The sequence below is a fragment of the Coleofasciculus sp. B1-GNL1-01 genome (genome assembly GCF_040220235.1).
Classification (GTDB): domain Bacteria; phylum Cyanobacteriota; class Cyanobacteriia; order Cyanobacteriales; family Coleofasciculaceae; genus Coleofasciculus.
Genome location: NZ_JAVJTO010000029.1, coordinates 33,727 through 60,075 on the forward strand (window position 1 = coordinate 33,727; position 26,349 = coordinate 60,075).

9 protein-coding genes and 2 pseudogenes are annotated in these 26,349 nt (G+C 47.0%); 8 read left to right on the forward strand and 3 right to left on the reverse strand.

All coding sequences use genetic code 11. The annotated features are described in order from the left end of the window. Nucleotides 1-252: 252 nt before the first annotated feature. Nucleotides 253-1,542, reverse strand: a complete 1,290-nt coding sequence (locus RID53_RS06695; RefSeq protein WP_446387374.1) for an SUMF1/EgtB/PvdO family nonheme iron enzyme — start codon at nt 1,540-1,542, stop codon at nt 253-255. Between the two features lie 352 nt (nt 1,543-1,894). After that, nucleotides 1,895-3,079, reverse strand: coding sequence for an NAD(P)H-quinone oxidoreductase subunit H (locus tag RID53_RS06700; RefSeq protein ID WP_446387375.1), 1,185 nt, complete (start codon nt 3,077-3,079; stop codon nt 1,895-1,897). A gap of 264 nt (nt 3,080-3,343) precedes the next feature. Here RID53_RS06700 and rsmH point away from each other — a divergent pair, with 264 nt between their 5' ends. The 8 genes and pseudogenes from rsmH to RID53_RS06740 all read left to right on the forward strand — a co-directional run bounded on the left by rsmH (nt 3,344) and on the right by RID53_RS06740 (nt 26,131). Beyond that, nucleotides 3,344-4,219, forward strand: a complete 876-nt coding sequence (gene rsmH, locus RID53_RS06705) for a 16S rRNA (cytosine(1402)-N(4))-methyltransferase RsmH (RefSeq protein WP_446387376.1) — start codon at nt 3,344-3,346, stop codon at nt 4,217-4,219. A gap of 481 nt (nt 4,220-4,700) precedes the next feature. Continuing rightward, a complete protein-coding gene (locus tag RID53_RS06710; protein ID WP_446387377.1) occupies nt 4,701-8,882 on the forward strand; it encodes a PAS domain S-box protein in 4,182 nt (1,393 codons plus the stop codon). A gap of 157 nt (nt 8,883-9,039) precedes the next feature. Then, nucleotides 9,040-9,156: pseudogene (locus RID53_RS06715) on the forward strand (glycine zipper domain-containing protein); the annotation flags it as partial. Between the two features lie 570 nt (nt 9,157-9,726). Then, nucleotides 9,727-13,716, forward strand: a complete 3,990-nt coding sequence (locus RID53_RS06720; protein ID WP_446387378.1) for a two-partner secretion domain-containing protein — start codon at nt 9,727-9,729, stop codon at nt 13,714-13,716. A 76-nt stretch (nt 13,717-13,792) separates the two neighbouring features. Beyond that, nucleotides 13,793-20,299, forward strand: a complete 6,507-nt coding sequence (locus RID53_RS06725) for a two-partner secretion domain-containing protein (protein WP_446387379.1) — start codon at nt 13,793-13,795, stop codon at nt 20,297-20,299. Nucleotides 20,300-20,431: 132 nt separating this feature from the next. Continuing rightward, on the forward strand, nt 20,432-23,134 hold the full coding sequence (locus RID53_RS06730) for a CHAT domain-containing protein (RefSeq protein WP_446387380.1): 2,703 nt from the start codon (nt 20,432-20,434) through the stop codon (nt 23,132-23,134). A 182-nt stretch (nt 23,135-23,316) separates the two neighbouring features. Continuing rightward, entirely contained in the window at nt 23,317-24,126 is an 810-nt protein-coding gene (locus RID53_RS06735) for a DUF928 domain-containing protein (RefSeq protein ID WP_446387381.1), read from the forward strand. Between the two features lie 52 nt (nt 24,127-24,178). Next, entirely contained in the window at nt 24,179-26,131 is a 1,953-nt protein-coding gene (locus RID53_RS06740; RefSeq protein WP_446387382.1) for a CHASE2 domain-containing protein, read from the forward strand. Nucleotides 26,132-26,201: 70 nt separating this feature from the next. Here the strand turns inward: RID53_RS06740 and RID53_RS06745 are convergent. Beyond that, nucleotides 26,202-26,349: pseudogene (locus RID53_RS06745) on the reverse strand (S-layer homology domain-containing protein); the annotation flags it as partial.

Consider the following 26,349-nt stretch of genomic DNA (forward strand, 5'->3'; position numbering starts at 1 on the left):
GGAAATTACGTTTCGCTATTGATGATACAGCTCTTTGCACTGTAATAAAGTACAGTAGATCAAAGTCCCCCTTCAGATCCCCCTCCCGTCCCCCTTCAAAAGGGGGAAGCCAAAGGATGCTTCGCTTTTTTTGCACGGGGATTTAGGGGGATCGACAATGTACCGCATAGCAGAGCAAACTACTGTAACGTCAATTCAAAACCCGCCCTGATCATCACCCTTTCACCCCCTCACCCCATCTCCCTTCACGAATTATCCATCCGCCGCACAGCGAAACCCAGCCAAAATTTGACGCACACTGGGATAATACCAATTACGGAAACTACAGCGCATCGCCCACGGACGAGTTGTCCAGCTACCGCCGCGCAAAACCCGATGTTCGCCATCAAAATAAGTTTGAGAATAGCCGCGATAGGGATAACTGACAAATCCTTTGTATCCGTCAAACCAACTAGCTGTCCATTCCCAAACATTCCCCAGCATGTCGTAGCAACCTGATGCACTTTTTCCTTGGGGATAGGCGTTAACCGGAGTGGTGTGTCCTACCGTATTATCGTAGTTACAAACATAAGATGTGGGTTCCGTATCACCCCAGGGATAGATGTGACGACATCCCTTTTGTACATCCCAACTTGCCGCTTTTTCCCATTCCGCTTCACTGGGTAATCGCTTGCCGACAAAATTAGCATAAGCCTCGGCTTCATACCAACTCACCCCATAGACCGGATGATTATCCCAAAAGGGTTCATCTGACCAATAGAGGGGATAGGCGACAGGATTATCTTGCAACCATTTCCATCCTTCTATAGACCACCACTGATGATTTTGATATCCTCCCGCTTCAATAAAAGCGCGATACTGTTGACAGGTAATGGGGTAGCGATCGATCCAGTAGGTATCTAAAAAAACGCGATCGCATGGACGTTCGTTATCCATTGCATCAATCTCATCGCTTCCCATCTCAAACTCACCCGCCGGAATTTCAATCATCTGTCCTTGATCCGGCGTCTTATCTGCTTGAGGTGCAAAGGATTCAGTCAGAATGAATGACCTAGGTGTGCGTCCAGTTTGGCACAGGGTATTACCTTGAGTCGATAGGTGGTGTAATTGCAAAATAAGGGCAATGGTTTCACCATGTTGACTCTCATGCTGGACTAACCATCGCCATAAGCGTTCTTGGTGATCTAGGGGGGCAATTTCCAGATAATCAAAGACTTGAGTTCTGACGATATCCAGATAATCTTGAATTTCTGCCAAGGACGGTAATTTTTGGCGATCGCACTTCGGTAAACCATCCGCCGCAAAAAGCCGATGATACTCTGGAAATAGGGGTTTTAAGCCAGCATAGCGTTCTAGAATCCAGTACGCTTCCGTAAACGCAATATGACCCAAATGCCAACCCACAGGACTAAAATCCGGATGCGCTTGGCGATAAAATCGGGTTTCGTCAATCCCTTCCATTAGCATTAACGTACCGATGCGGCATTTTTCCATCTTTTGACGGATGCTTTTTCGACAAGCATGAATTGAAGTAAACGTCACAATTTTCTCCCCCTCAACTGGACGAGTTTTGGCACAACTTTTCTAGTGTCCAGTGAATCGGGTTCACAAGCAAGAGTCGTAGGGAGTACATCAACATTAATGGAGACATATAGCGCTATGCGCTAGGCAATGGGCAATGGGCAATGGGCAATGGGCAATGGGCAATAGTGAAGAAAAAAGTTCTATAAATATCGCAAAAAAAAGTGGCACATCAACTAACGTGCCACTTCCTCCCAGTAAGCTGTTCGGCATTTAAACCTTAATATCAAGAATCATGAAATCCTTGTAGTGCGAGCATCTTGCTCGCTATTAATACCCAATTTAAATGCATGACAGCTTATCTATAACTTAATCAGCGGTCTACTGAACCCATGATTACGTCAACACTACCGAGAATCGCCATAATATCTGCTACCTTGACTCCCCGCAAAATATGGGGTACAATTTGCAAATTGTTGAAATCCGGTGGACGAATCTTCCAACGCCAAGGAAAGATATTATCATCCCCGATAATGAAAATTCCCAATTCTCCCTTTCCACTTTCCAAGCGAACATAATGTTCACCCTGGGGAATCTTAAAGGTTGGCGGAATTCTCTTACCACTAAACTGATAATCAAAATCATTCCACTTAGACTTCTTTCCTTCCGCCATGCGTTTGGCTTCCAGATTTTCGTAAGGACCACCAGGTAATCCTTTTAATGCTTGACGAATAATTTTCAGGGATTCCCGCATTTCCCGAATCCGCACTAAATATCGGGCGAGACAATCCCCAGCGGTTTCCCAGTGGATGTCCCAATCAAAGTCGTCGTAACATTCGTAGTGGTCAACTTTCCGCAAGTCCCACTTCACGCCAGACCCCCGCAACATTGGACCTGAAAGTCCCCAGTTAATTGCTTCGTCACGGGTAATCGTACCCACCCCTTCAACACGACGGCGGAAAATAGGGTTGTTGGTAATTAAGCGTTCGTATTCATCGACTTTAGGGGCGAAGTAATCACAAAAGTCTTCACATTTGTCAACCCACCCATAAGGAATATCAACCGCTACTCCACCAATACGGAAGTAATTATTATTAATCAGGCGTTGTCCGCTGGCGGCTTCCCACAAGTCGTAAATTAATTCCCGTTCCCGGAAGATGTAGAAGAAAGGCGTTTGCGCCCCCACATCAGCCAGAAAGGGTCCTAACCACAACAGGTGATTGGCGATGCGATTCAACTCCAGCATAATCACGCGGATATAGCTGGCGCGTTTGGGTACCTCAATATCCGCTAACTTTTCCGGGGCGTTAACGGTAATCGCTTCGTTAAACATGCCCGCTGCATAGTCCCACCGACTCACATAGGGGACATACATAATATTCGTGCGGTTCTCGGCTATTTTCTCCATACCGCGATGCAGGTAGCCGATAACCGGTTCACAATCAATCACATCCTCCCCGTCTAAAGTGACGATTAAGCGGAGAACGCCGTGCATGGACGGATGGTGAGGACCCAAGTTGAGAACCATTGGGTCGGTTCTAGTTTCGATTTGTGCCATAGTGATGTACTGGTTTCCCCAATTTTTAGCGATGACGCTTTAACATAGACATTCAGGTAATCAGGTAATGGTCTAGAACAACGGTACAATAGCATCCTGTCCCAGAGAGCGCGATTAGCACAAGTCTTTTTCTGAATATCCCTATTGTCTATTGATTTGGGTCTATCTCTGGATTGAATTTACCAACCCTACCGATTGACAGCCTTTATTGCTCATCGCTGATCGCTTTGCTTATGTTTACTTTTGTTGCATCCCTTTAATTATATGGACTTTGACGCGCAAACAGCGCAGTTTTTTCATCGTTCAGTCTTAAGTAAGGAATTAATCGCTGGATTGGCGATTCGTCCCGGTGGGCATTATTTGGACGCGACGGTGGGCGGCGGTGGACATAGTGAGTTAATTCTATCGGCGAGCCTGGAGGTTCGTGTTACGGCGATTGACCAAGATGCCCAAGCGATCGCAGCCGCTCAAACCCGGTTAGCCTCTTATGGCGATCGCATCCAATTTTGGCGGGGGAATTTTGTGGACTATCAACCGCCCGATTCGTTATTTGATGGCATTGTTGCTGATTTAGGCGTTAGTTCCGCCCAACTGGATATTCCCGATCGCGGCTTTAGTTTTCGCCATCCAGCCCCTCTAGATATGCGGATGGATCAACGCCAATCCTTAACCGCCGCCCAGATTATCAATCACTGGGATGAAACCCAACTGGCAAACATTATTTATGAGTATGGTGAAGAACGCTTATCCCGGCGGATTGCCCGGGCAATTGTGGAACGTCGCCCCTTTGAGACAACCACCCAATTAGCCGAGGCGATCGCGCGATCCGTTCCCAAAAAATACCGTTATGGTAGGATTCACCCCGCCACGCGCACCTTTCAAGCGCTCCGCATTGCCGTTAATCAAGAATTATCCTCCCTAGAAAAATTTCTCAATTGTGCGCCTAGATGGTTAAAACCAGGCGGCAGAATTGGTATTATTAGTTTTCACAGCTTGGAAGACCGTCTGGTTAAACACCACTTGCGGGATTCACCAATATTGCGGGTGCTTACCAAAAAACCCATAACTCCACAACCCACGGAACGGGATGAAAACCCCCGTGCTCGTTCTGCCAAGTTGAGATTGGCTGAGCGTCTTTGAAGGGACAAGAGACTATAGGGCTAGAGTCAGTCAAGTCATCCTATGGGCGCTGGTACTGGATTGGGAAAATCAGACTAGAATACTCGCTTTTTCCATGCATAGTATGGCATCTTTGTCAACTATTAAGACAAGGTTAGTGTTCTAAGATACAAACAGATGGCGACGTAGTTGTCGTCACCAATCTACTGTTCCTTATTATCCCCAAGTTGGTGTCAATAAGCAGATGTTGCTGAAAAATTACTGAATATACCACTCTGGCGAAGAAATATCAGGGCAGATGCATCGGACAAAACTTAATCTGACATCAGGGAGTTCTCCTTTGAGCCAGTTAACGTGGATATTTGGTGTTATTTCGTTTTTAAGAAAACATCTGACAAACGTTTGGATCTTCCAAAATAGACTGTTCCTTTTGTTGATGACTCACGCTTGCCCTAAATGAATTATGAGGGAAATTGTAATCGGGAGCCTCAGGGTGTCCCTAATGATGCCTATTCTTGGTTATTTGTGGTGGATCGGCTCAAAATCACAGATTGAACGAAAACCGGGCTGGTTCTATATGCTGGCGGGTTACGGCTTAATTTGTCTGGATGGGTTTATGGATTTAGTTAACCGTACTTTTGGTTTGACCACCCTAAACCTGAATCTAATCGATACGCCGATTCCAATGACACTGGTCTATCTGCTGGGATTTGCACTGCTGTTGATCGGCTTATGGCAATGGTTACCGTTTGTTGCCAAGGTCAAGAAGCTAGACATTTTGTCCCCTTCATACTCTAACTCGGAAGAATATTATACTTGCAAACTTTACGCTAAAGGCAGCGCGATCGCCCAGTCGGATGAACTGAAGCAAGAGATAGCAAACTGTCTACACACTAACGCCGAACTGCAACAGCAAGAAGAACAATTTCGGGCGATTACCCAAGCCTTTCCTGTACCTGTCGCGATCGCACGAGTCTCTGATGGCACGATTGTCTACGGTAATTCCCATGCGAACATACTGTTTGGTGTCGCTACCTCCGAGTTAATCGGTGGCTCAATGCCCGATTTTTATGAAAATCCTGCCGACTGGCAAAGACTGTTAGCCACATTAGACCAAAATGGTATTGTCCAGAATGAGGAACTTTGCGTTCATACAATTAATGGCACGCCGTTGTGGGTAACAGTTTCCATGCAGGTGTTGACCTTCAATCAGGAAAAAGCAATTCTGAGTGTATTCCATGATATCAGCGATACCTACCAGCAACTTACCCAATATCAGCAAACAGAAGCCGTTCTCAAAGACAGTGAAGCTTGCTATCGGACGTTGGTCGAACAATCTCCCAACGCGATCGCTCTCGAACATCAGGGAACCCTGGTTTATATCAATCCTAAAGGGGTCAAATTACTGGGAGCCATTAGTCAAAGCCAACTTATCGGTAAACCTTGGTCAGACTTTAACTCTCAGGATCAGGAAAATCAGAGAAATAGGCAAGATCACCGAGTTGTTGGTTCTGAGCATACAGAGAAATTCTCTGATCACAAACGAAGGTCGAATCCACCTCACACCCTAACCTTACCCACAAAATTTATTCCCGAACAACTGGTACAGTTAGATGGTCAGATCATTGATGTGGAAATTGCCCGTTTACCTGCCATTTATCAAGGTCAAGAGGCAACCCAACTGGTGATTCGAGAGGTTACCCATCCAGAACAGCCAGACCGAGAACTGAGAGTACGAGCGCGTCAGCAAGCAACTATCGCTAAATTGAGCCAACGGGCGCTTTCGGGGCTGGATTTAAATACCCTGATGAACGAAGCGGTGAGTACGATTGCTCAAACCTTAGAGGTTGAGTATTGCAAAGTGTTAGAACTCCTACCCAATGGTAATGTGTTTTTACTCAAAGCGGGTGTGGGTTGGTCGCCGGGATTAGTTGGGTATGCTTTAGTCGGTGCGAACAGGAATTCCCAGGCGGGTTATAATCTGATATCTCAAGAACCTGTCGTGGTGGAAGATCTACCGATTGATACTCGCTTTAGTGGACCCCCTCTGCTCTACAATCATCGCGTAGTCAGTGGTGTGAGTGTGGTGATTCCGGGTCAGGAGCAACCCTTTGGAGTTTTAGGGGCGCATACCACCAGCCAGCGCCGTTTTAGTGAAGATGACATTCACTTTCTCCAGGCGGTTGCCAATGTTTTAGCCTTGGCGATTGGACATAAGCAGTCAGAGGCGAATCTCTATCTAATGCAGCGAGCGATCGCGGCGAGTAATAATGGGGTGATTATTACTGATCCGAATCAACCGGATAACCCAGTTATTTATGTTAACCCTGCCTTCGAGTCAATGACCGGTTATACCGCACAGGAGGTAATTGGACATAATTGTCGTTTCTGGCAAGAACCTGATTACAATCAAGCCGGGGTGAGTAAGTTAGCGACAGCGATTCAAGAGCAACGAGAGTGCCATGTCATTTTACAGAACTATCGTAAGGATGGCAGTCTTTTCTGGAATGAACTCTATGTTTCGCCCGTCTTTGATGGGGATGGCTATTTAACCCACTTTGTCGGGATTCAAACCGATATTACTAAACGGAAGCAGGCAGAGGAAGCCCTGCGACAGAGTGAGGAAAAGCTGGAGAGTATTCTCAGGTCTCTAGACGATGTAGTCTGGTCAGCGTCCCTGGAGACTCAACAGTTTATTTACCTGAATCCAGCGACAGAACGGGTTTATGGTCGCCCAATATCCGACTTTGTGGATTGTCCCAGTCTCTGGGAGTTAGTCGTTCATCCTGATGATCGCCAACGGGTGGAGATAGCATCTCAAACGATGATGCACCAGGGGAGTAAAGATATAGAATATAGGGTTGTACGACCGGATGGCGAAGTGCGTTGGCTACGCGATCGCGCCCGCCTAATTTACGATCACAGAGGTACTGCCATTCGTATGGATGGAATTGCTACCGATACGACCAAACGCAAACAGGCAGAGGCGGCTTTACTCAAAAGTGAGGAGCAGTTTCGTCTCACCTTTGAACTGGCTCCCATTGGCATGGCAATGACCTCCCTTGAGGGTCAATTCCTCAAGGTCAATCAGGCATTGTGTGACGCCTTGGGGTATACGGCTCAAGAACTGTTGGCTCTCACGTTTACCGAAATTAGCCACCCGACTGAACGGGCACTCCACTTTACCCAACACCAATCCTTGTTGCAGGGGGAACTCTCTCATTTGCAAACTGAACGGCGATTTATATCAAAATCTGGCAGGATTGTCAATGCTATTTTGAAAGTTGTGTTGGTCAGAGACGCTCAAGGTCAACCCCTACACTACATTAGTCAGGTGGTGGATATTAGCGATCGCAAACGCATGGAGGAACAGTTACTCCACGATGCCTTCCACGATGTATTGACCGGATTACCGAATCGGGCATTATTCATGGATCGGTTGGAGTATGCGTTGCGACGGGCAGGGCAACGTTGGGACTATTTATGTGCGGTGATTGTCTTGGATTTAGACCGTTTCAAGGTCATCAATGATAGTTTAGGGCATCTGGTTGGTGATCGACTGCTGAGTGCGATCGCAGAGCGATTACAAGGGTGCTTACGCCCCAGCGATACCTTAGCCCGGTTAGGGGGGGACGAATTTACGATTCTACTGGATGATATCCCCAATACGGGAGCAGCCACAGATATCGCCAAATCGATTCACCAAACATTGGAATCCTCATTTAACTTAGATGGGTATGAGGTGTTTGCCACAGCCAGTATCGGGATTGCCCTGAGTGGTATGGGGTATAACCGAGCGGAAGATTTGCTCCGAGATGCCGATACCGCCATGCATCGGGCAAAACTTCAAGGAACCGCTTGTTATGTCATGTTTGACACCGCCATGTCCGGTCGCGCCCTTGCCCAGTTACGCTTGGAAACTGAACTGCGATGGGCAATTGAACGCCAAGAACTGGAGGTGTATTACCAACCGATTATTTCCCTGGGGACAGGTAAAATTACCGGGTTTGAGGCGCTGGTGCGTTGGCAGCATCCAGAACAGGGAATGATTTCACCGGGCGCGTTTATTCCCTTAGCTGAGGAAACGGGTTTAATTATTCCCATTGGTCAGTGGGTATTGCGAACATCCTGCTATCAGCTACGCCAATGGCAACGACAATTTCGCCACTATCCTCCGTTAACCATGAGTGTTAATTTGTCGGGGAAACAGTTTTCCCAAACGAATTTAATTGAGCAAATTGCCCAAATTATTCAAGAGACAGAGGTCAATCCCAGCACTCTCAAGTTAGAAATTACGGAAAGTGGCATTATGGAACATTCCGATTCGGCGGCGGCTTTATTGGAGCGACTTAAGGCATTGAATATTCAGTTGTACATTGATGATTTTGGCACCGGCTATTCCTCGTTAAGTCGCTTACATCAGTTTCCCATTGATGCCTTAAAAATTGACCGTTCCTTTGTCAGTCGCATGGGGGATGCGGGAGAAAATGGGGAGATTGTGCAAGCGATTGTGACGTTAGCTCACAATTTAGGCATGGATGTTGTGGCAGAAGGGATAGAAACGACTATGCAGTTAGCCCAACTGAGAGGGCGGCAATGTGAATATGGTCAGGGATACTTTTTCTCTAAGCCATTGAATCGACAAGCCGCAGAACAGTTAATGATTAATTTACCCCAGTGGTAAAGGATCAACAGAGGGGGATGGCTATTGATTCCATTCCCCGATCTCCTCAAAGGATGTATCGCATTTTCGGTTCATTGGACTGTGGACAAAAACAATAAATTTGCGTAATTTATTAGCAAATGCATTTGGGGTATAAAAATTAGATGTAGGGGCGGGTTTAGGAACAATTGTAGGGGCGAGTTTAGGAACAATTGTAGGGGCGGGTTTAGGAACAATTGTAGGGGCGGGTTTAGGAACAATTGTAGGGGCGGGTTTAGGGAATCAATTCAGCTAGTCACTACTAACGGAACAACAAAACCCGCCCTCCCCACCGATCAATGAACAACAAAACCTGTCCATTCCCCCACCGAACGGCAATCGATTAATCCCAAACTGGACAACAAAACCCACCTTATTCTCAACCGCGATCGCACCAAAAAAATGTCGAAATTGGGACTTTAGGGAATTAGTGAAAGATTGGGGCAGGGCGGGTTTTGTATAAAGGTGATTGGTGGCTCCATTAATTTTGTTCCTAAACCCGCCCCTACATTGGGTTTTAGTTTTTGGGTATCTTTTACAGCTACGCCCTCTGGAAACTGGAATAACCCGACTAATTGTTCGGATTAAAGGCAGAGTTCTGAATTATTGCCGATAGATTTAACCCGGACTATAGTAGGAGGAGAACCTAGTTAAGCTGTTCGGCATTTAAACCATAATGTTAAGAATTGCGAAATCCTTGTAGTGCGTTTAGCGAAGCCATGCCGCAGGCTTTGCATCTTGCTCGCTACCCATTCCCAATTTAAATGCGTGACAGCTTACCCCCCATATTTCATCAGCTATGGCACAGGCGAGATTTCGAGTTTCAATGATGAGCAGTCTGGCTTTGGCTTTTTTGGCGCATTTGAGTCCGGCTTCAGCCCAAGTCGTCCCCGATAATACTCTGCCAGTCAATTCTCAGGTGACGGGGTGTCCAGTTTGCCAGATTGATGGGGGAACAGTACGGGGGATGAACCTGTTCCATAGTTTTGAAGAATTTTCTGTACAGACGGGGGGTGAAGCATTTTTTAACAATGCCTTGGATATTGAAAATATCTTTTGGCGGGTAACGGGTGCTAAGATTTCCGATATTAATGGGTGGATTCGGGCGAATGGAACGGCAAATCTATTTTTAATTAATCCGAATGGGATTATTTTTGGACAAAATGCCCAGTTAGATATTGGTGGTTCCTTTGTCGGATCTACAGCGAATAGCTTTACGTTTCCTGATGGCAGTGAGTTTAGTGCCACCAATCCCCAAGCACCGCCTTTGTTGACCATTACTATCACACCAGGATTACAGTGGGGAACTCTACCCATTGGAGATATTACTAATCGGGGAAATTTAGCGGTAGAGTCTGGACAAACTCTCGCTTTATCTGGAAATCAAGTGACGAGTACAGGTTCTCTAACCGCGCCAGGGGGAACTATTGCCTTGACCTCCAGAGGCGACATGATTACAGGGGCTGTGCGTTCCTTTTCTTATGATGGCAATGGGGGAATCATTACCCTGAGTGCAAGTGGCAATATCACTACAGAGTCTTTACTCTCTTTATCTAGTCGTGGCAATGGGGGAGACATCGCCATCACCGCAGGCGGTCATATTTTCTTCACTGTTATAGATTCCTCCTCTAGTAGTGGTAATGGGGGAAATATTACCATCACCGCAGACGGTAATATTGTTTCCAAAACCAGCGTAGACTCTAGGTTTACAGAACGAATAGATTCTTTCTCGAGTAGTGGTAATGGGGGAGATATCGCTATCACAGCAGGCGGTAATATCGTCTCAAGAGATATTAAGTCCTCCGCTTTTTTGGGTAATGGGGGAGATATTGCTATCACCGCAGGTGGTAATATCTCCACAGCATCGGTTAACGCATCGGGTTCTGGTAATGGAGGAGATATTGCCTTTCATGCAGGTGGTAATATCTCCACAGAATCAGTTAACGCATCGGGTGCTGATTATGGAGGCGCGATCGCGTTTAGTGCAGGGGACAATATCTCCACAACCGTTCTCGACTCCTCTTCTTTTTCTGGAAATGGTGGAGATATCGCCTTGAGTGCAGGGGACAAGATCTCTACAGCCCCTATAGACTCCTCCTCCTTTTTTGGCAATGGGGGGGCAATTCGCCTCACCGCAGGGGATGACATCTCTACAGAGAGTCTCAGATCTTCTCCGAATAGTGTAATCTTTGGTAACTTTACTACAGGTAATGGAGGCGCGATCGCTCTCACGACAACTAACGGTAAAATTACGATCAATCCTACACCTGAAAGTGACTCCCCGCGTATTGACGCTTCTGGTTCTAGGGGAGGTAATATTACCCTAACCAGTCCGGCTGCTACATTTGAGTTGGAAAATGGCTTGATTATCAGTAATGCTTTCAAGGGTAGTGGTGGTAATCTCCAAATTAATGCAGCATCGGTTGTTTTAACGAATACTGAACTCGCAACCACGGCGGTAGGTACAGGAAAGGCTGGAAATATTTCTATTCTCAGTGATGGCTTAGTTTCACTCGACAACAGCCGCCTTTTTACCTCGTTAGAAGCCGGAGGAATTGGCAAGGGGGGTGATATTACAATTGATGCTCAAGCCATTTCTTTAACTAACGCTTCTTTTATCGATACTGCTACTTTTGGTCAGGGAAATGCAGGAAATGTTTTACTTCAGGCAGATGACTCTATTTTTATCGATAATAATAGCGCTATTTTCAGCATCACGGCAGGTCAAGGTGATGGGGGAAATGTCACGGTAAAGGCTGGGGAGGCTGTTTCACTTACTAATGCTAGTAACATCAGCACGGCAGTCAATTCAACAGCAGTAGGGGATGGAGGCGATATCACCATTGAAGCGCAAAACTTATCCTTAACCGGGGGATCTCAACTGGTGACGACGACATCCGGCAATGGCAAGGCGGGTGATATTACTGTCAATACGATAGAAGGGGTTTTTATCGCTGGGATTGACTCTAATTTTACCCCGATTCCATCTAGGAATATCCCCATCACTAATCCTTTTGCGCTGAATGAATTAGAGCCAAACGACTCAATTAATCAAGCCCAGAAACTCGATCAGTTTTTTCTCGATAATCCAGATCATGCCAATCTCAATGTCGAATTTTCCACAAGAATTCCTTATGTGTCTATTGCCGGAATAGGCAACACACGCATTGATGAAGATTATTATTCCTTTGAAATAACAACAGCCGGAACTCGCGGTATTTTTGATATTGATCGCACTCCGCAATTATTTGGAGCGATGCGACTACACCTTTTCGATAGTGTTGGCAATAGAATTGCATCTAACACGGTTGCGTCTCCATCTCTAGGTGCAGGGGGAAGCACTCGAAATGATCCCTATCTCCGATATGTTTTTAGTGAACCTGGCATCTACTTTATTCAGGCTTGGTCAGGATCATCATTGATTGGACGCGAGTATACTCTCCAAGTTTCACTTGATACACCAAATGTAGCCCGTAGTGTTAACAATGGAGTGCTGGCGAGTGGATTATTTGCTCAGTCGGACAGTATTAGTGAGGCTGGCAATATAACAATTAATACGTCTAAGTTAACTGTCCAAGATCAATCTCAGGTATCTGCTTTAACCTCTGGTAGGGGTCAAGGTGGACTTGTGCAAATTCAGGCGGCTGACTCTGTATTCCTGAATAATCAGGGGAGAGTGTTGACTGAATCAACGGGAACGGGGGCGTCGGGAAACTTAACGATTAATACCAGACAATTGACGCTTGAGAATGGTTCACAACTATCCGCCGCTACCCGCTCAAGTCAAGGCGGAGATATTCGGTTACAAGGATTAAATGTAGAGGTCAGTAATAATAGTTCTATCGCCGCCTCTACTCAAACAGGTACAGCCGGAAATCTAACTATAAATGCTGCTGAATCTGTGGACTTGAATGGACAAGGAACTCTATCGGTGGAAGCAACAAAGGGAGGTACAGCCGGGAACTTAAGCGTTGACGCCAGACAAGTATTGGTTCGAGATGGAGGACGAATTACTGTCAGCAGTGCTTCGGGACAAGCCGGAAATCTCACGATTCAGGCGGATTCTGTACTGTTAAACCAAGGTCAATTGACGGCGGAAACAGGAATCAGTAAGCTTGGAGACGGAGCGAATATTAACCTACAGGATTTAGACGTTCTGTGGATGACCAACGAAAGCCTCATCTCTGCTCAAGCTTTTGGGAATGCGAATGGCGGTAATATTACTATTGACACCATATTTCTATTAACATTACCCCCAGACGGCGCGAATGGTAGCGATATTATTGCCAAAGCTGATCAGGGCGACGGCGGTAATATTACTATCTCAGGTCAAGGAATTTTCGGCATTCAAGAACGTCCAGCAATTGCCGGAAATCGCACTAATGATATTGATGCCAGTTCTCAATTTGGTTCTCCGGGTAATGTCACACTCAATATACCTCTTGACCCTAGTCGGGGACTGACGGAATTACCCAGCAATTTTGTTGACCCGACGGGGCAAATTATCCAAGGCTGTCCCGCTGTGGGTAAGAATGGCGGTAGTCGATTTGTAGTTACTGGGCGAGGTGGTGTGCCACCCACTCCGGATGATGTGCTTACTTTGGATACTGTTTTAGATGATTTAGGGACTCTGGTAGAGGATAAAAAGATGCAGGTACAGGGGGAAACGGAGAGGGTACTCAATCAAATTCCCCATCGAATTATCGAGGCTCAAGGTTGGGTGAAAACGGCAGATGGACAGGTTATGCTAGTTGCCGAATCTCCTACGGCTACGCCCTCCGGGAACTGGAATAATCCCGCTAATTGTTCGGATTAAAGGCAGGGAGGTAAATTTATCGCCTACAGATTCAACTTGGATTATAGTAATAGTTATCCACTATCTTTGAACAGCTATGGCACAGGTGAGGTGGCGGGTTTCAATTATTAGTAGTCTGGCTTTCGGCGTTTGGGCAAGTTTTAGTCCGGCTTCGGCTCAAATTGTGCCTGATAATACACTTCCGGTCAATTCTCAGGTGACGGGGTGTCCAGTTTGCCAGATTGATGGGGGAACAGTACGGGGGATGAACCTGTTCCATAGTTTTGAAGAATTTTCTGTGCCGACGGGGGGTGAGGCATTTTTCAATAATGCCTTGGATATTGAGACTATCTTTGGTCGGGTGACGGGTTCTAGTATTTCAGATATTGATGGCTTGATTCGGGCAAATGGCACGGCGAATCTGTTTTTAATCAATCCCAATGGGATGATTTTTGGTGAGAATGCCTGGTTGGATATTGGTGGTTCCTTTTTTGCCTCTACAGCCAATCGTTTTACCTTTGCCGATGGCAGTGAGTTTAGCGCCACGAATCCCCAAGCGCCGCCATTGTTGACGATTAACATCACACCCGGATTGCAGTATGGGACGAATTCGCCGATAGGAAATATCTCTAATCAGGGAAATTTAGCGGTCAATTCAGGAGAGTCTGTAACTTTATTCGGCAGCACTGTTACCAGTACGGGTTCTCTCATCGCACCAGGGGGGTTAGTTCAGGTGTTAGGAGAACGGGTGGGGCTGTTAGATAATGCTGAGATTGATGTGTCTGCCGAAACGGGTGGTGGAACCGTATTGATTGGCGGAGGGTTTCAGGGTAAGGGTGATGTTGCCAATGCGTTGCGTACTTTCATTGGTTCAGATGTCACGATTAATGCGGATGCTTTGACAATGGGCGATGGGGGCAATGTCTTCGTTTGGGCAGATGAAGTGACAGGGTTTTATGGCACGATTAGCGCCCGTGGGGGAGTTGATGGGGGACATGGTGGATTTGTCGAGGTGTCGGGAAAGGAACAGTTGATAGTTCGGGGGACGGTGGATACAACGGCAGTGAATGGGGTATCGGGGACATTGCTGCTTGACCCGACAAATATTGTCATTGCCAATGGTTCAGCGGATAGTGCGGCGGATGGTACGGATACGTTTGCTGGGAATAATTCCGGGGTGACGGGGGCGATTTTGAGTGCGCCATTGAGTGAGATTAATGATGCGGCACCGACGACAATTTATGAGTCGGAGTTGGAGGGGTTATCGGGGGATACGACTGTTATTTTACAGGCAACGAATGATATTCGGATTGAGGATTTAACGGATGATGCTTTAGTCTTTGCCTCTGGAAGTGGGGGGATTGCGTTAACTGCCGATGCAGATAGTGACGGGGTGGGTTCGGTGGTGATGGAGGATACTCTCAAAGATACCCTCTATACGAATGGACGGGATATTGGGATTGCCGGGGCGAATTTGACCTTGGGGCATATTGATACCGTAGGTGCGGTTGAGGGGGGTGACTTGATCGCAATAGTAGATGTAGAGGCAGGTGGACCAATTCCGGACAATGGAACAACCACTATCTTCACCTTCACTGTGCCTGATTCGGTGTCAACTGTCGAGAATCTGGATGTGCGGTTTTCGGCACAACATACTAGCCATAGCAATCTTGATGTTTCTCTTAGCTCACCAGGTGGGACAGAGTTAGAGTTGTTCAGTGGTGTGGAATCCTTTGATTTTTCCGATGATAATTTCCAGGACACCCTACTCGATGATGAAGCGACGACGAGTATTAATCCGGCTAGTGCTGTATCGAATATTAGTATATATTTGGGTTCTTCTAATGGAACATTTCAACCTGAAGGTGTTGGAGGATTGGCGGTTTTTCAGGGTGAGAATCCCACAGGAACTTGGACTTTGAGTGTAACTGATAATTATAGTGGGGATTCTGGCACGTTATTCCGGGCTGGTGATACTGCACCTTGGGGAGAAGCGATTGGGACACAACTGATATTTAAAACTCCGATTACTGGAAAGAGTGGCTCAATCAATCTCAATGCCACCAACGGTAGCATCAGTGTGGAAAATTTGGAGACGAACCATCCTGTTAATGCTGGCACGATTAGTCTTGATGCTAGTGGCAGTATCACTGTAGAAACCATCGATTCTTCCTCTTCGGTTAAGGGAGGGGCAATTACTCTGAGAGCCAGTGGCGATATTATGACCAACGGTTCTTTGAATTCGGACTCGAACTCTGGGGATGGGGGAGCGATTTCTCTTTCCTCTGTTTCCGGTGATATCACGACCAACGGTTCTTTGAATTCGTACTCGGACTCTGGTTTTAGTTCGTACTGGGACTTTGGGGATGGGGGGACGATTTCTTTGTCCTCCGTTTCCGGTGATATCACGACCAACGGTTCTTTGAGTTCGTACTCGGACTTGGGGGATGGGGGGACGATTTCTTTGTCCTCCGTTTCCGGTGACATCACGACCAAGGATTCTTTGAACTCGTACTCGTTGGACTCTTACGGTGGGGACTCTGGGGATGGGGGGGCGATTCTTCTCTCTTCTGACTCCGGTGATATTACGACCAACAGTTCTTTGGATTCCTCGTCGTTCTCATGGAGATTTGCCAGGAATGGGGGGGCGATTTCTTTGTCTTCTGTTTCCGGTGATATCACGACCAACGGTCAGTTGATATCGGAGTCAAACTCGCAGAATCAGGTTGCGGAGAATGGAGGGGCGATTTCTCTGTCCTCTGTTTCCGGTAATATCACGACCAATCAACGGTTGGACTCCGGATCGTCTGGCGTTGCTGGGAATGGGGGGGCGATTATTCTCTCTTCTGACTCCGGTGATATTACGACCAACGATTCTTTGAACTCCGGATCATTCTCGTATGGATTTACTGAGAATGGGGGGGCGATTTCTTTGTCTTCTGTTTCCGGTAATATCACGACCAACGGTGTGTTAGACTCGTCCTCGCTCGCTGTCGGTGGGGATGCTGGGAATGGGGGGGCAATTATTCTCTCTTCTGACTCCGGTGATATCACGACCAACCAAGAGTTGGACTCCAGCTCACTCTCGATCTTTGCAAATGCCAGGAATGGGGGAGAAATTTCTCTGATGGCTAAAGGTGGCGATATTATCGGAACCTCTGGAGACTCACTCCTGTCTTCCTTCGCCCTCTCTCAGGAAGGCACAGCAGGAAGGGGTGGAAATGTTACGATAGCCGCTCAAAACAACATAACCAACCTGGAAATCTTAACGCTATCCTCTTCTGCTGAAGCTGGAGATGTTGTGTTCAATGGGTTTGGAGATTTATCCATTGCCAATACCCGTATCCTGACGAGCAGACGTGTGGAAGTGCAAATACCATTTTTGGGAACCATAACCTTGGAGGTTGGTGGTCAAGGACAATCGGGCGATGTCACTGTCACCAGTTCAGGTAATCTCACCGTCAACGATAGTTCCATTGAAAGTGACACCAATGGTCGTGATCAAGCAGGGAATGTCACGTTAAGCAGCCCCAGTTTAGTCACGTTCAATAACAGTCAAATTATTAGTAATACCAGTAACATTGGAAATGCCGGAACTATCGATATCAATGCTGGAGAAGGCATAGCGTTCCAAGGTGTATATTCCGACGCAGGCGAACCTCAACGTGGCGGACTATTTGCTGGCACCACCAATGAAGGCAATGCTGGACGGATTACCCTCACCACCCCAGCGTTAACCCTACAAAATGGAGCCAATATCATCACCACAACAGACGATCTCGGCAATGCCGGAGACATTACCCTTCAATCTCACCCCAATGGAGAAAACCTAAACATTAATCTGGAACAGGATACGTCTATTTCTGCCTCTACCTCTAATCAGGGAACCGGAGGCAATTTAACAATTATCGCTCCCGACTCGGTAACGATTCAGGGAGAAGGACGAATTACCACAGAAACCTCAGGCGCAGGTGATGCGGGTAACATTCAAATGACCAGCACAAATTTAGATATCCAAGAAACTGAACTGTCCACCTCAACCACAGCAGAGGGAAACGCCGGAAGCATTACCCTCGATACCTCCACCTTAACCGTTGCCAGGGGAGCCAAAGTATTTGCCTTCACCGACGGGAGTGGCGATAGCGGTGCAATTACTATTAATGCTCCCACGGCGGTGAATCTGGGTATTGGTGTGGATGATTTTTCCCCGATTTTGTCTGTCGAAACCCGTGACGCAGGTCAAGCTGGCAGCATTATTATCAATACTCCAACTTTAACCCTCTCTGATACTGCCCGTATCACTGCCACGGCTACTGAAACTGCCACCAATACAGAGGGAGGGGGTAGTATCAGGTTAAATGCCTCCACGATGAATTTAGCCGGAATTGTGGGTGTCTTTGCTGAAACTGAGGGACCAACTCCCGCTGGAACCTTAACCCTGAAACCCTATCAGGATCAATCAACCCTAGATATTACCCTAGCGCCTGATTCCCAAGTGTCGGCTTCTACCTCTGGAAGTGGCAAAGGGGGCGATTTAATCCTCAGTGCGCCCCAAGCGATTACTATTACGGGACAGGGACGGTTAGCGGTAGAAAGCCGGAGTACAGGGGATGCGGGGAATGTAGAGGTGACGACTCCCCAACTTACCCTCACTGATGGCGTGGAACTGTCGGCGGCGGCGACAAGCAGTGGCGATGCGGGAGAAGTTCGTCTTAATACGCAGCAGTTGACTCTGGAGAATGAGGCACAGATATTAGCATCTAATGTCTTTAGTCGCAGTCAGGGGATTATCCTAGAAGGGTTGGATACTTTGACAATTAGCAACAATAGTGCTATATCCGCCTCGACTCAAACGGGTGAAGCGGGAAGTTTAACCATTAATACTAACTCCAATCCGGCTAATTTAGTGCAAGTGAGTGATAATAGTCGCCTCTCCGTCGCCGCGACTACAGAAGGTGGGAAAGCAGGCGGTGTAACCCTAAATACTCAACAGTTAACCCTAACAGAGAACTCGCAAGTTTCCGCCTCTAACATCTCTGGTGAAAGCCAAGATATTATTCTTTCTAGCTTAGAGAACGTACAGCTAACTGACGAGAGTGAACTCTCAGCATCAACCCAAACCGGAACAGCCGGAAGTGTCAGGATTAATTCAGCAGAAAATCCGGTTGAGTCGGTATCTTTAAATAATAGTCGCCTATCGGTGGAAGCCACAGAAGCAGGCGGGAAAGCAGGCGGTGTAACCCTAAATACTCAACAGTTAACCCTAACAGAGAACTCGCAAGTTTCCGCCTCCAACATCTCTGGTGAAAGCCAAGATATTATTCTTTCTGGCTTAGAGAACGTAGAGCTAACGGACAATAGTGAACTCTCCGCATCCACCCAAACCGGAACAGCCGGAAGTGTCAGGATTAATTCAGCCGAAAATCCGGTTGAGTCGGTATCTTTAAGTAATAGTCGCCTATCGGTGGAAGCCACAGAAGCAGGTGGGAAAGCAGGCGGTGTCACCCTAAATACTCAACAGTTAACCCTAACGGAAAATTCGCAAGTTTCCGCCTCCAATATCTCTGGTGAAAGTGAAGATATTACCCTACAAGGTTTAGACACCTTAGATGTCAACAATAGTCTGATTGCGGCATCGACTCAAACGGGGAAAGCTGGCAGCTTAACCATCAATGCCACCGAATCTGTAGACTTAAATGGAGACGGAGGTTTATCGGTAGAAGCCACTCAAGGCGGTACAGCAGGAAACTTAACCATTAAAACAGGACGACTGTCTGTTCAGGATCAAGCCGCCGTAACCGTTAGTAGTCCCTCTGGACAAGCCGGAAATCTGCTAATTACTACCAATTTTTTACGCCTCAACCAAGGCAAGCTGACAGCAGAAACTGGAGGCACTAACGCCCAGGAAGGGGCAAATATCAACCTAAATCTATCGGATGTGTTGCTGATGAGCAACGAAAGCCTAATTTCTGCCGAAGCCTTTAGTAATGCTGATGGCGGTAATATCAATATTGATACTCGCTACTTAATTGTCCTACCCCCAGACGGCGCGAATGGTAGCGATATTATTGCCAAAGCTGATCAGGGTGACGGCGGTAATATTACTATCTCAGGTCAAGGGATTTTCGGGATTCAAGAACGTCCAGCGATTGAGGGAAATCGCAGCAATGATCTTGATGCTAGTTCCCAATTTGGTTCTCCGGGTAATGTTACCCTCAATAGTCCCCTTGATCCTAGTCGGGGATTGACGGAATTACCCAGCAATTTTGTTGATCCGACGGGACAAATTATCCAAGGCTGTCCCGCAATGGGTAAGAATGGTGGTAGTCGATTTGTGGTGACAGGGCGAGGCGGTGTGCCACCCACTCCGGATGATGTGCTTACTTTGGATACTGTTTTAGATGATTTAGGAACTCTGTCAGAGGAGACACAGATGCAGGTACAGGGGGAAACGGAGAGGGGACAAAATGATTCCCCCAATCGAATTATTGAGGCTCAAGGTTGGGTGAAAACGGCGGATGGACAGATTATTTTAGTGGCTGAATTTCCTACAGCTACACCTTCTGGAAACTGGAATAACCCGGCGAATTGTTCAGATTACTAGGGATATAGCAGTTCCAAGCTGTACGTGAAAATATTACCCCTCCCAAACCCTCCCCTTGCTAAGGGGAGGGCAGGGGTGGGGTTCACAAATCAAATGAAAACACTATAGCGCTACGCGCAGCGGGAATGGGGAATGGGCAATAGTGAAGACAAAAGCTTAAGCTGTCACGCATTTAAATTGGGAATGGGTAGCGAGCAAGATGCTCGCACTACAAGGATTTCGCAATTCTTGACATTATGGTTTAAACCTAAATTCCTCAAGTATTTGGGTTTGGCAATCAGCGTTACTCTGATGACGCTATTGTTGAATCTGACTATATCCCCAACCGTAGCAACCGTAACTGACGTAGAGACAACTGCCCAAACTTCACCCGTTATTGAGTCCCTAACAGTAACTACGTCCCAACTCGTACAACAAGGTAAAAATGATTATCAAACGGGACACTATGCGGCGGCGATAACCGTCTGGAAACAAGCCCTAGACGCCTTTACAACTCAAGGTGATACCTTAAATCAAGCGATGGTGCTGAGTAATCTGGCATTAGCCTATCGCCAGTTGGGACAATGGCATGAAGCCAATCAAGCGATTGAAACCAGCCTTAACTTACTTTCCACCCCAAACCCAAACACATCCCAAAACCCCTTAAAAATATTAGCTCAAGCCTTAAATACCCAAGGTCATCTGCAACTGGCACAAGGACAAGCCGAACTCGCCCTCGCTACCTGGGAACAAGCCACGAAAACCTATCAACAAGTCGGAGATGAAACAGGCGTCACACGCAGCTTAATCAACCAAACCCACGCCATGAGAGCCTTAGGGCTTTACCTGCGGGCGAGAAACCTGTTAGACCAAATCCGGCAAACCTTAGCCGCCCAGCCAGATTCCCTAACTAAGATAGCCGGATTGCGATCGCTCGGTGATCTGCTGCGGATTACGGGTGACTTAAACCAATCTCGACAAATCCTAGACCAAAGTTTGGCGATCGCGAAAGCCTTACCCTCCTCTCCAGATAGTACCGCCATCCTCTTTAGTCTCGGCAATACCGCCCGTTCTCAAAACCAAATCGAAGACGCCATCCAATTTTACCAACAAGCCGCCGCCACCACGGTTTCCCCAACTCTCCAATTCCAGGCTCAAGCCAATCAGCTTAGTTTATTCGTCGAAACCCAGCAGCAACAAGCCGCCCGCCAGTTGTGGACTCAACTGCAACCCCAACTCGCCCAACTCCCCGCCAGTCGCCAAACCCTCTATGCCCAGATTAACGTCGCCCGCAGCCTGATGCAGATGAGCCATGATGCATCTGGGAACGCCCCAGAAATTGCCCAGTTACTCGCCACCATTACCCAACAAGCCAGAACCCTGAAAGATCGACAGGTGGAAGCCTACGCCCTCGGTTATCTGGGTCAACTCTACGAACAAACTCAGCAACTCGCTAACGCCCAAACCCTCACCGAACAGGCTTTAACCTTAGCTCAATCCATCAAGGCGCCAGAACTTGCCTATCGCTGGCAATGGCAACTGGGGCGATTACTCAAGGCTCAAAGCAATGCCCAAAGTGCGATCGCAGCTTATGACCAAGCCGTGAACACTTTGCAAGCACTCCGTACTGATTTAGTCGCCATTAACGACACCGTTCAATTTTCCTTCCGCGAGAGTGTAGAACCCGTCTATCGGGAGTTCGTCGGCTTACTCCTGCAACCCCTTCCCGGTGAAAAAGAAGTCAGCCAAGCCCACCTTAAACAAGCCCGTGAGGTGATTGAATCCCTGCAACTGGCAGAACTGGATAACTTCTTCCAAGAAGCCTGTTTAACCAGTCAACCCCAACAAATTGATCACATTGATCCCACCGCCGCCGTTTTCTATCCGATTATTTTACCTGACCGACTAGAAGTGATCTTGTCCTTACCGGGGCAACCCCTACGCCACTATGCGACTCAGGCTTCCTCTGTCCAAGTTGAACAAATCATTCACCAAATGCGCCAATCCTTTAGACCCACCTCTTTAAAAAAAGAGCGTTTGACCTTGGCGCAAAACCTCTACGACTGGCTCATCCGTCCGGCGGAGACTGAATTAACCCAAAGCGACATCACCACGTTAGTCTTTGTTCTAGATGGTTCCTTGCGGAATCTACCCATGGCAGCTTTATACGATGGTGAACATTATCTGGTAGAAACCTATAGTCTAGCCATCGCCCCCAGTTTACACCTGCTCTCACCGCAACCCCTAATCTCAGAGCGGCTGCAAGTCTTAACCGCAGGCGTGAGTCAGTCCATTTCCGGGTTTTCGCCCCTACCCGCCGTTGAGTGGGAATTGTCGCAAATTACCAATAAGGTTTCCGCCTTAAAACTTTTAAATCAGAACTTTACCAGTGTCAACCTGACTGATAACCTCCAAACCCAGCCATTTTCAGTGGTTCATTTAGCCACTCATGGTCAGTTTAGTTCTGATCCAGAGGAAACATTTATTCTGGCGTGGGATAAAAAAATTAAAGCCAAAGACTTCGAGACTCTCCTACGTTCCACTCAAGCTGAACCTGACTATCCGATTGAATTACTGGTTCTGAGTGCCTGCCAAACTGCTACAGGGGATCAACGAGCGGCTCTCGGTTTAGCTGGAATTGCCACTCGCTCAGGGGCACGCAGCACCCTGGCTACACTCTGGTCTGTACAAGATGATTCCACCGCTCAACTCATGGTAGAGTTTTACAAAGAACTGAACCAGGGAACTCTCAATAAAGCGACTGCCTTGCGCTATGCCCAATTAAGTTTATTGCAACAAGGCTATAACCATCCCTACTACTGGGCACCGTTTATCTTAGTCGGCAATTGGTTGTAATTTTTTTTCTGTCTTCACAATAAATTGGACTCTTATAGCAAAAGTAAGGCTAACTGAGTGACACTCAATGCATTTAATTACTATAGTTTGATACAGAGGCAATGGGAAAAAGATAATGCTTTAGCGTGTTATTTCCTGAACAACTGCTTTTCATCTTTTTGATCAGAAGGACTCTAGACACCATGACTAGAAAAAGTACCCCTCAATCTCTGAATCTGATAAATCTAGCGATCGCGTTTAGTTTGGGACTGGCTTTCGTTTCTCAGCTACAGACTCCTGTTTTGGCTGAACCGTCCCCCGTGACACCCGAACCAACCTTATCCTTTATCCCGCCACCCGAAACACCTGGCGCACCTGATGGGCGTTCCAGCGCTGGGGGGGCTACCCGTGGCAATTGCTCAACTCTGGATTCCCAATCCAGTGCGTCTAATCATTCAAGACTGACGCTACTCACACCCAGTATTAGCCCAAATCGCCCCCGATTAACATCTGTTGAGTATCCAACCTTCTTAATCTACCTACCACCAACCCAGGCTGAAGCAGCGGAATTTACACTGGTGGATCAAGAGGAAGAGTATAGTTATCAAACCACATTTCCGCTGAAACAAACCGCTGGAATTATTAGCTTCCAACTCCCCCCCGAAGCCCCGCCTCTAGAACCCAACAAAACCTATACCTGGAAAGTCGCGATAATATGCGATCGCCAATCCCGAACAGAAGATGTTTTTGCACAAGAACAGGTTCAATTCATTGAACTGCAGCCAGAACAAGTTCAACAATTAGAAACAGCGACACCACTAGAACAGGTTGCCCTCTATGGGGAATTGGGGATTTGGTATGACATGATGAAAATCCTGGCTGAGTTGCGACGTTCTCAACCCGATAAACCAGAAATCATGTTGAGTTGGAACGAATTATTACAGTCAAAAACCGTGGGACTGACTGACATCGCCCCCAAACCTTTAATTAATTGCTGTACTGTAGAGAATTGATGAGTCAGTTATTGGGAATACACACGCCAGATCAAGCACCAATAACTCAAAAATGTTTAAAAATCTGAGGCAGATTCTTTGGCAATGGCGTGGAGTCTTAATTACAGTCCCAACCATCACTGGATTAGTCTTGACATTGCGTTCAATGGGAGGGTTACAGTTATGGGAATGGACAGCCTATGACCAATTTTTGCGCTGGCGTCCTAGGGAAACCCTGGATCAGCGTATTGTTATTGTTGCGATTGATGAACCAGATATTCAAACCTTAAAGCAATGGACGTTATCGGATGCCACATTAGCCCAATTACTCCGTAATATCAAAGCCCAACAGCCTAGTGCAATTGGTTTAGATATTTATCGCGATTTACCCGTGGAACCGGGTCATCAAGACTTGGTTGAGGTGTTTCGTTCGACCCCCAATTTAATTGGTATTCAGAAAGTTCTAGGGGATGAATATGGTACAAGTGTTGATGCACCACCAATATTAAAAGAACGCAATCAGGTGGGTGCGATCGATGTTTTATTAGATGCAGATGGTCGGGTGCGTCGGGCTTTGCTATCGATTAGACAGGACAATAATCAAACGGATGCATCAAGTCAAGAACTATACAGTCTGCCCGTTCGATTAGCGTTGATGTATTTAGAAAATAAAGGGATTACACTGCAACCCATTGATCCAGCGCTAGGCAAAGTGAGTTTAGGGAAAGCGGTATTTGTTCCCATGCAACCCAATGATGGCGGTTACATGAACGTGGATACAGGAGGATATCAGATTCTATTAAATTATCGTCGCCCTCAATGCCAACATAATGCCCAACGCTGCAACCCATTTCCCACCGTATCACTGACGGAAGTTCTAGAGAATAAAATACCCGCCAATTTAATGCGCGATCGCATTGTTTTAATTGGGGTTAAAGCCGCCAGTCTCAAAGATATTTTCTTCACCCCTTACAGTAATAGTTATCTCACGGCAGAGTACGGTGTAGACATCCATGCCCAAATTACCAGTCAACTGGTGAGTGCAGCCTTGGATGGGCGTTCCTCGATCAAAGTTTGGTCTGAACCCTTAGAAAGAGTGTGGATCGTCTTTTGGTCGAGTGTGGGTGCTATTTCTAGCTGGACATTCCTGCGAATGCGCTATTTAGTGGCTAGTATTCTCTTGTTGGGTACGATTCTGGTTGTCGGTTCATACCTAGCTTTTTTGCAAGGATGGTGGATTCCCTTAATTCCCCCATTACTCGCCCTAATCGGGTCAGAAATTGCGATTACGGCTTATCTCGCCTGCATTGAACGGGAAGACCGACAAGCGGTAATGAATCTCTTGGGACAACATGTGACTCCTAAACTAGCCCAAGCCGTTTGGCGCGATCGCCATCAACTCCTCAAAGAAGGACAGATCACCGGACAACAACTGACTGCAACGGTTCTATTTACCGATATTAAAGGCTTTACTGGAATTACCGAACGGACTAACCCAGAACTCCTAATGGTTTGGCTTAACGACTACATGAAAGCCATGTCTCAAAGTGTACTCGACCATGATGGCGTCCTGGATAAATTTATTGGCGATGCAGTTATGGCGGTGTTTGGCGTTCCCATTCCCAGTACCACACCCGAAGCAATTGCCCAAGATGCGATCGCGGCGGTTCGTTGTGCATTAAACATGGCTGCAAAACTCGAACAACTCAACCAGCAATGGAAAATCAAAGGGCTTCCCACAGCGGCGATGAGAGTCGGAATTGCCACGGGAACAGTTGTCGCCGGGAGTTTGGGGTCTCAGCAACGGCTCAATTATACAACCATTGGTGATAGTGTTAATATTGCGGCTCGATTGGAGAGTTACGACAAATCAATTGATGGCGGGATTTGTCGGATTTTAATCAGTGAAGAAACTTACCACTATATTAAAGACCATTTTTCGACTCAATTCATTGGGCTGGTGCAACTCAGAGGACGCAAACAGTCACTCAATGTTTATCAAGTTTTTCCCGAGATTAGAGGATAGCTATTTAAGTCAGACCCAAACGCAAACCTTCGCTCGGTTCAATCCCCACTTAATCACTCCCCTCCAGTTCGCCATTAGGGAGTAAACGCTCAATTTGCTGTAAGCACGCATTCAAACCAGCAGCAAACTCAAATCGGGTTAAGGCTCGATTCCCGCGATAGGTGCCATCGGGATAGCCCGCGATACAACCATACCGTTCCACCAGACTGCGTAGGGCT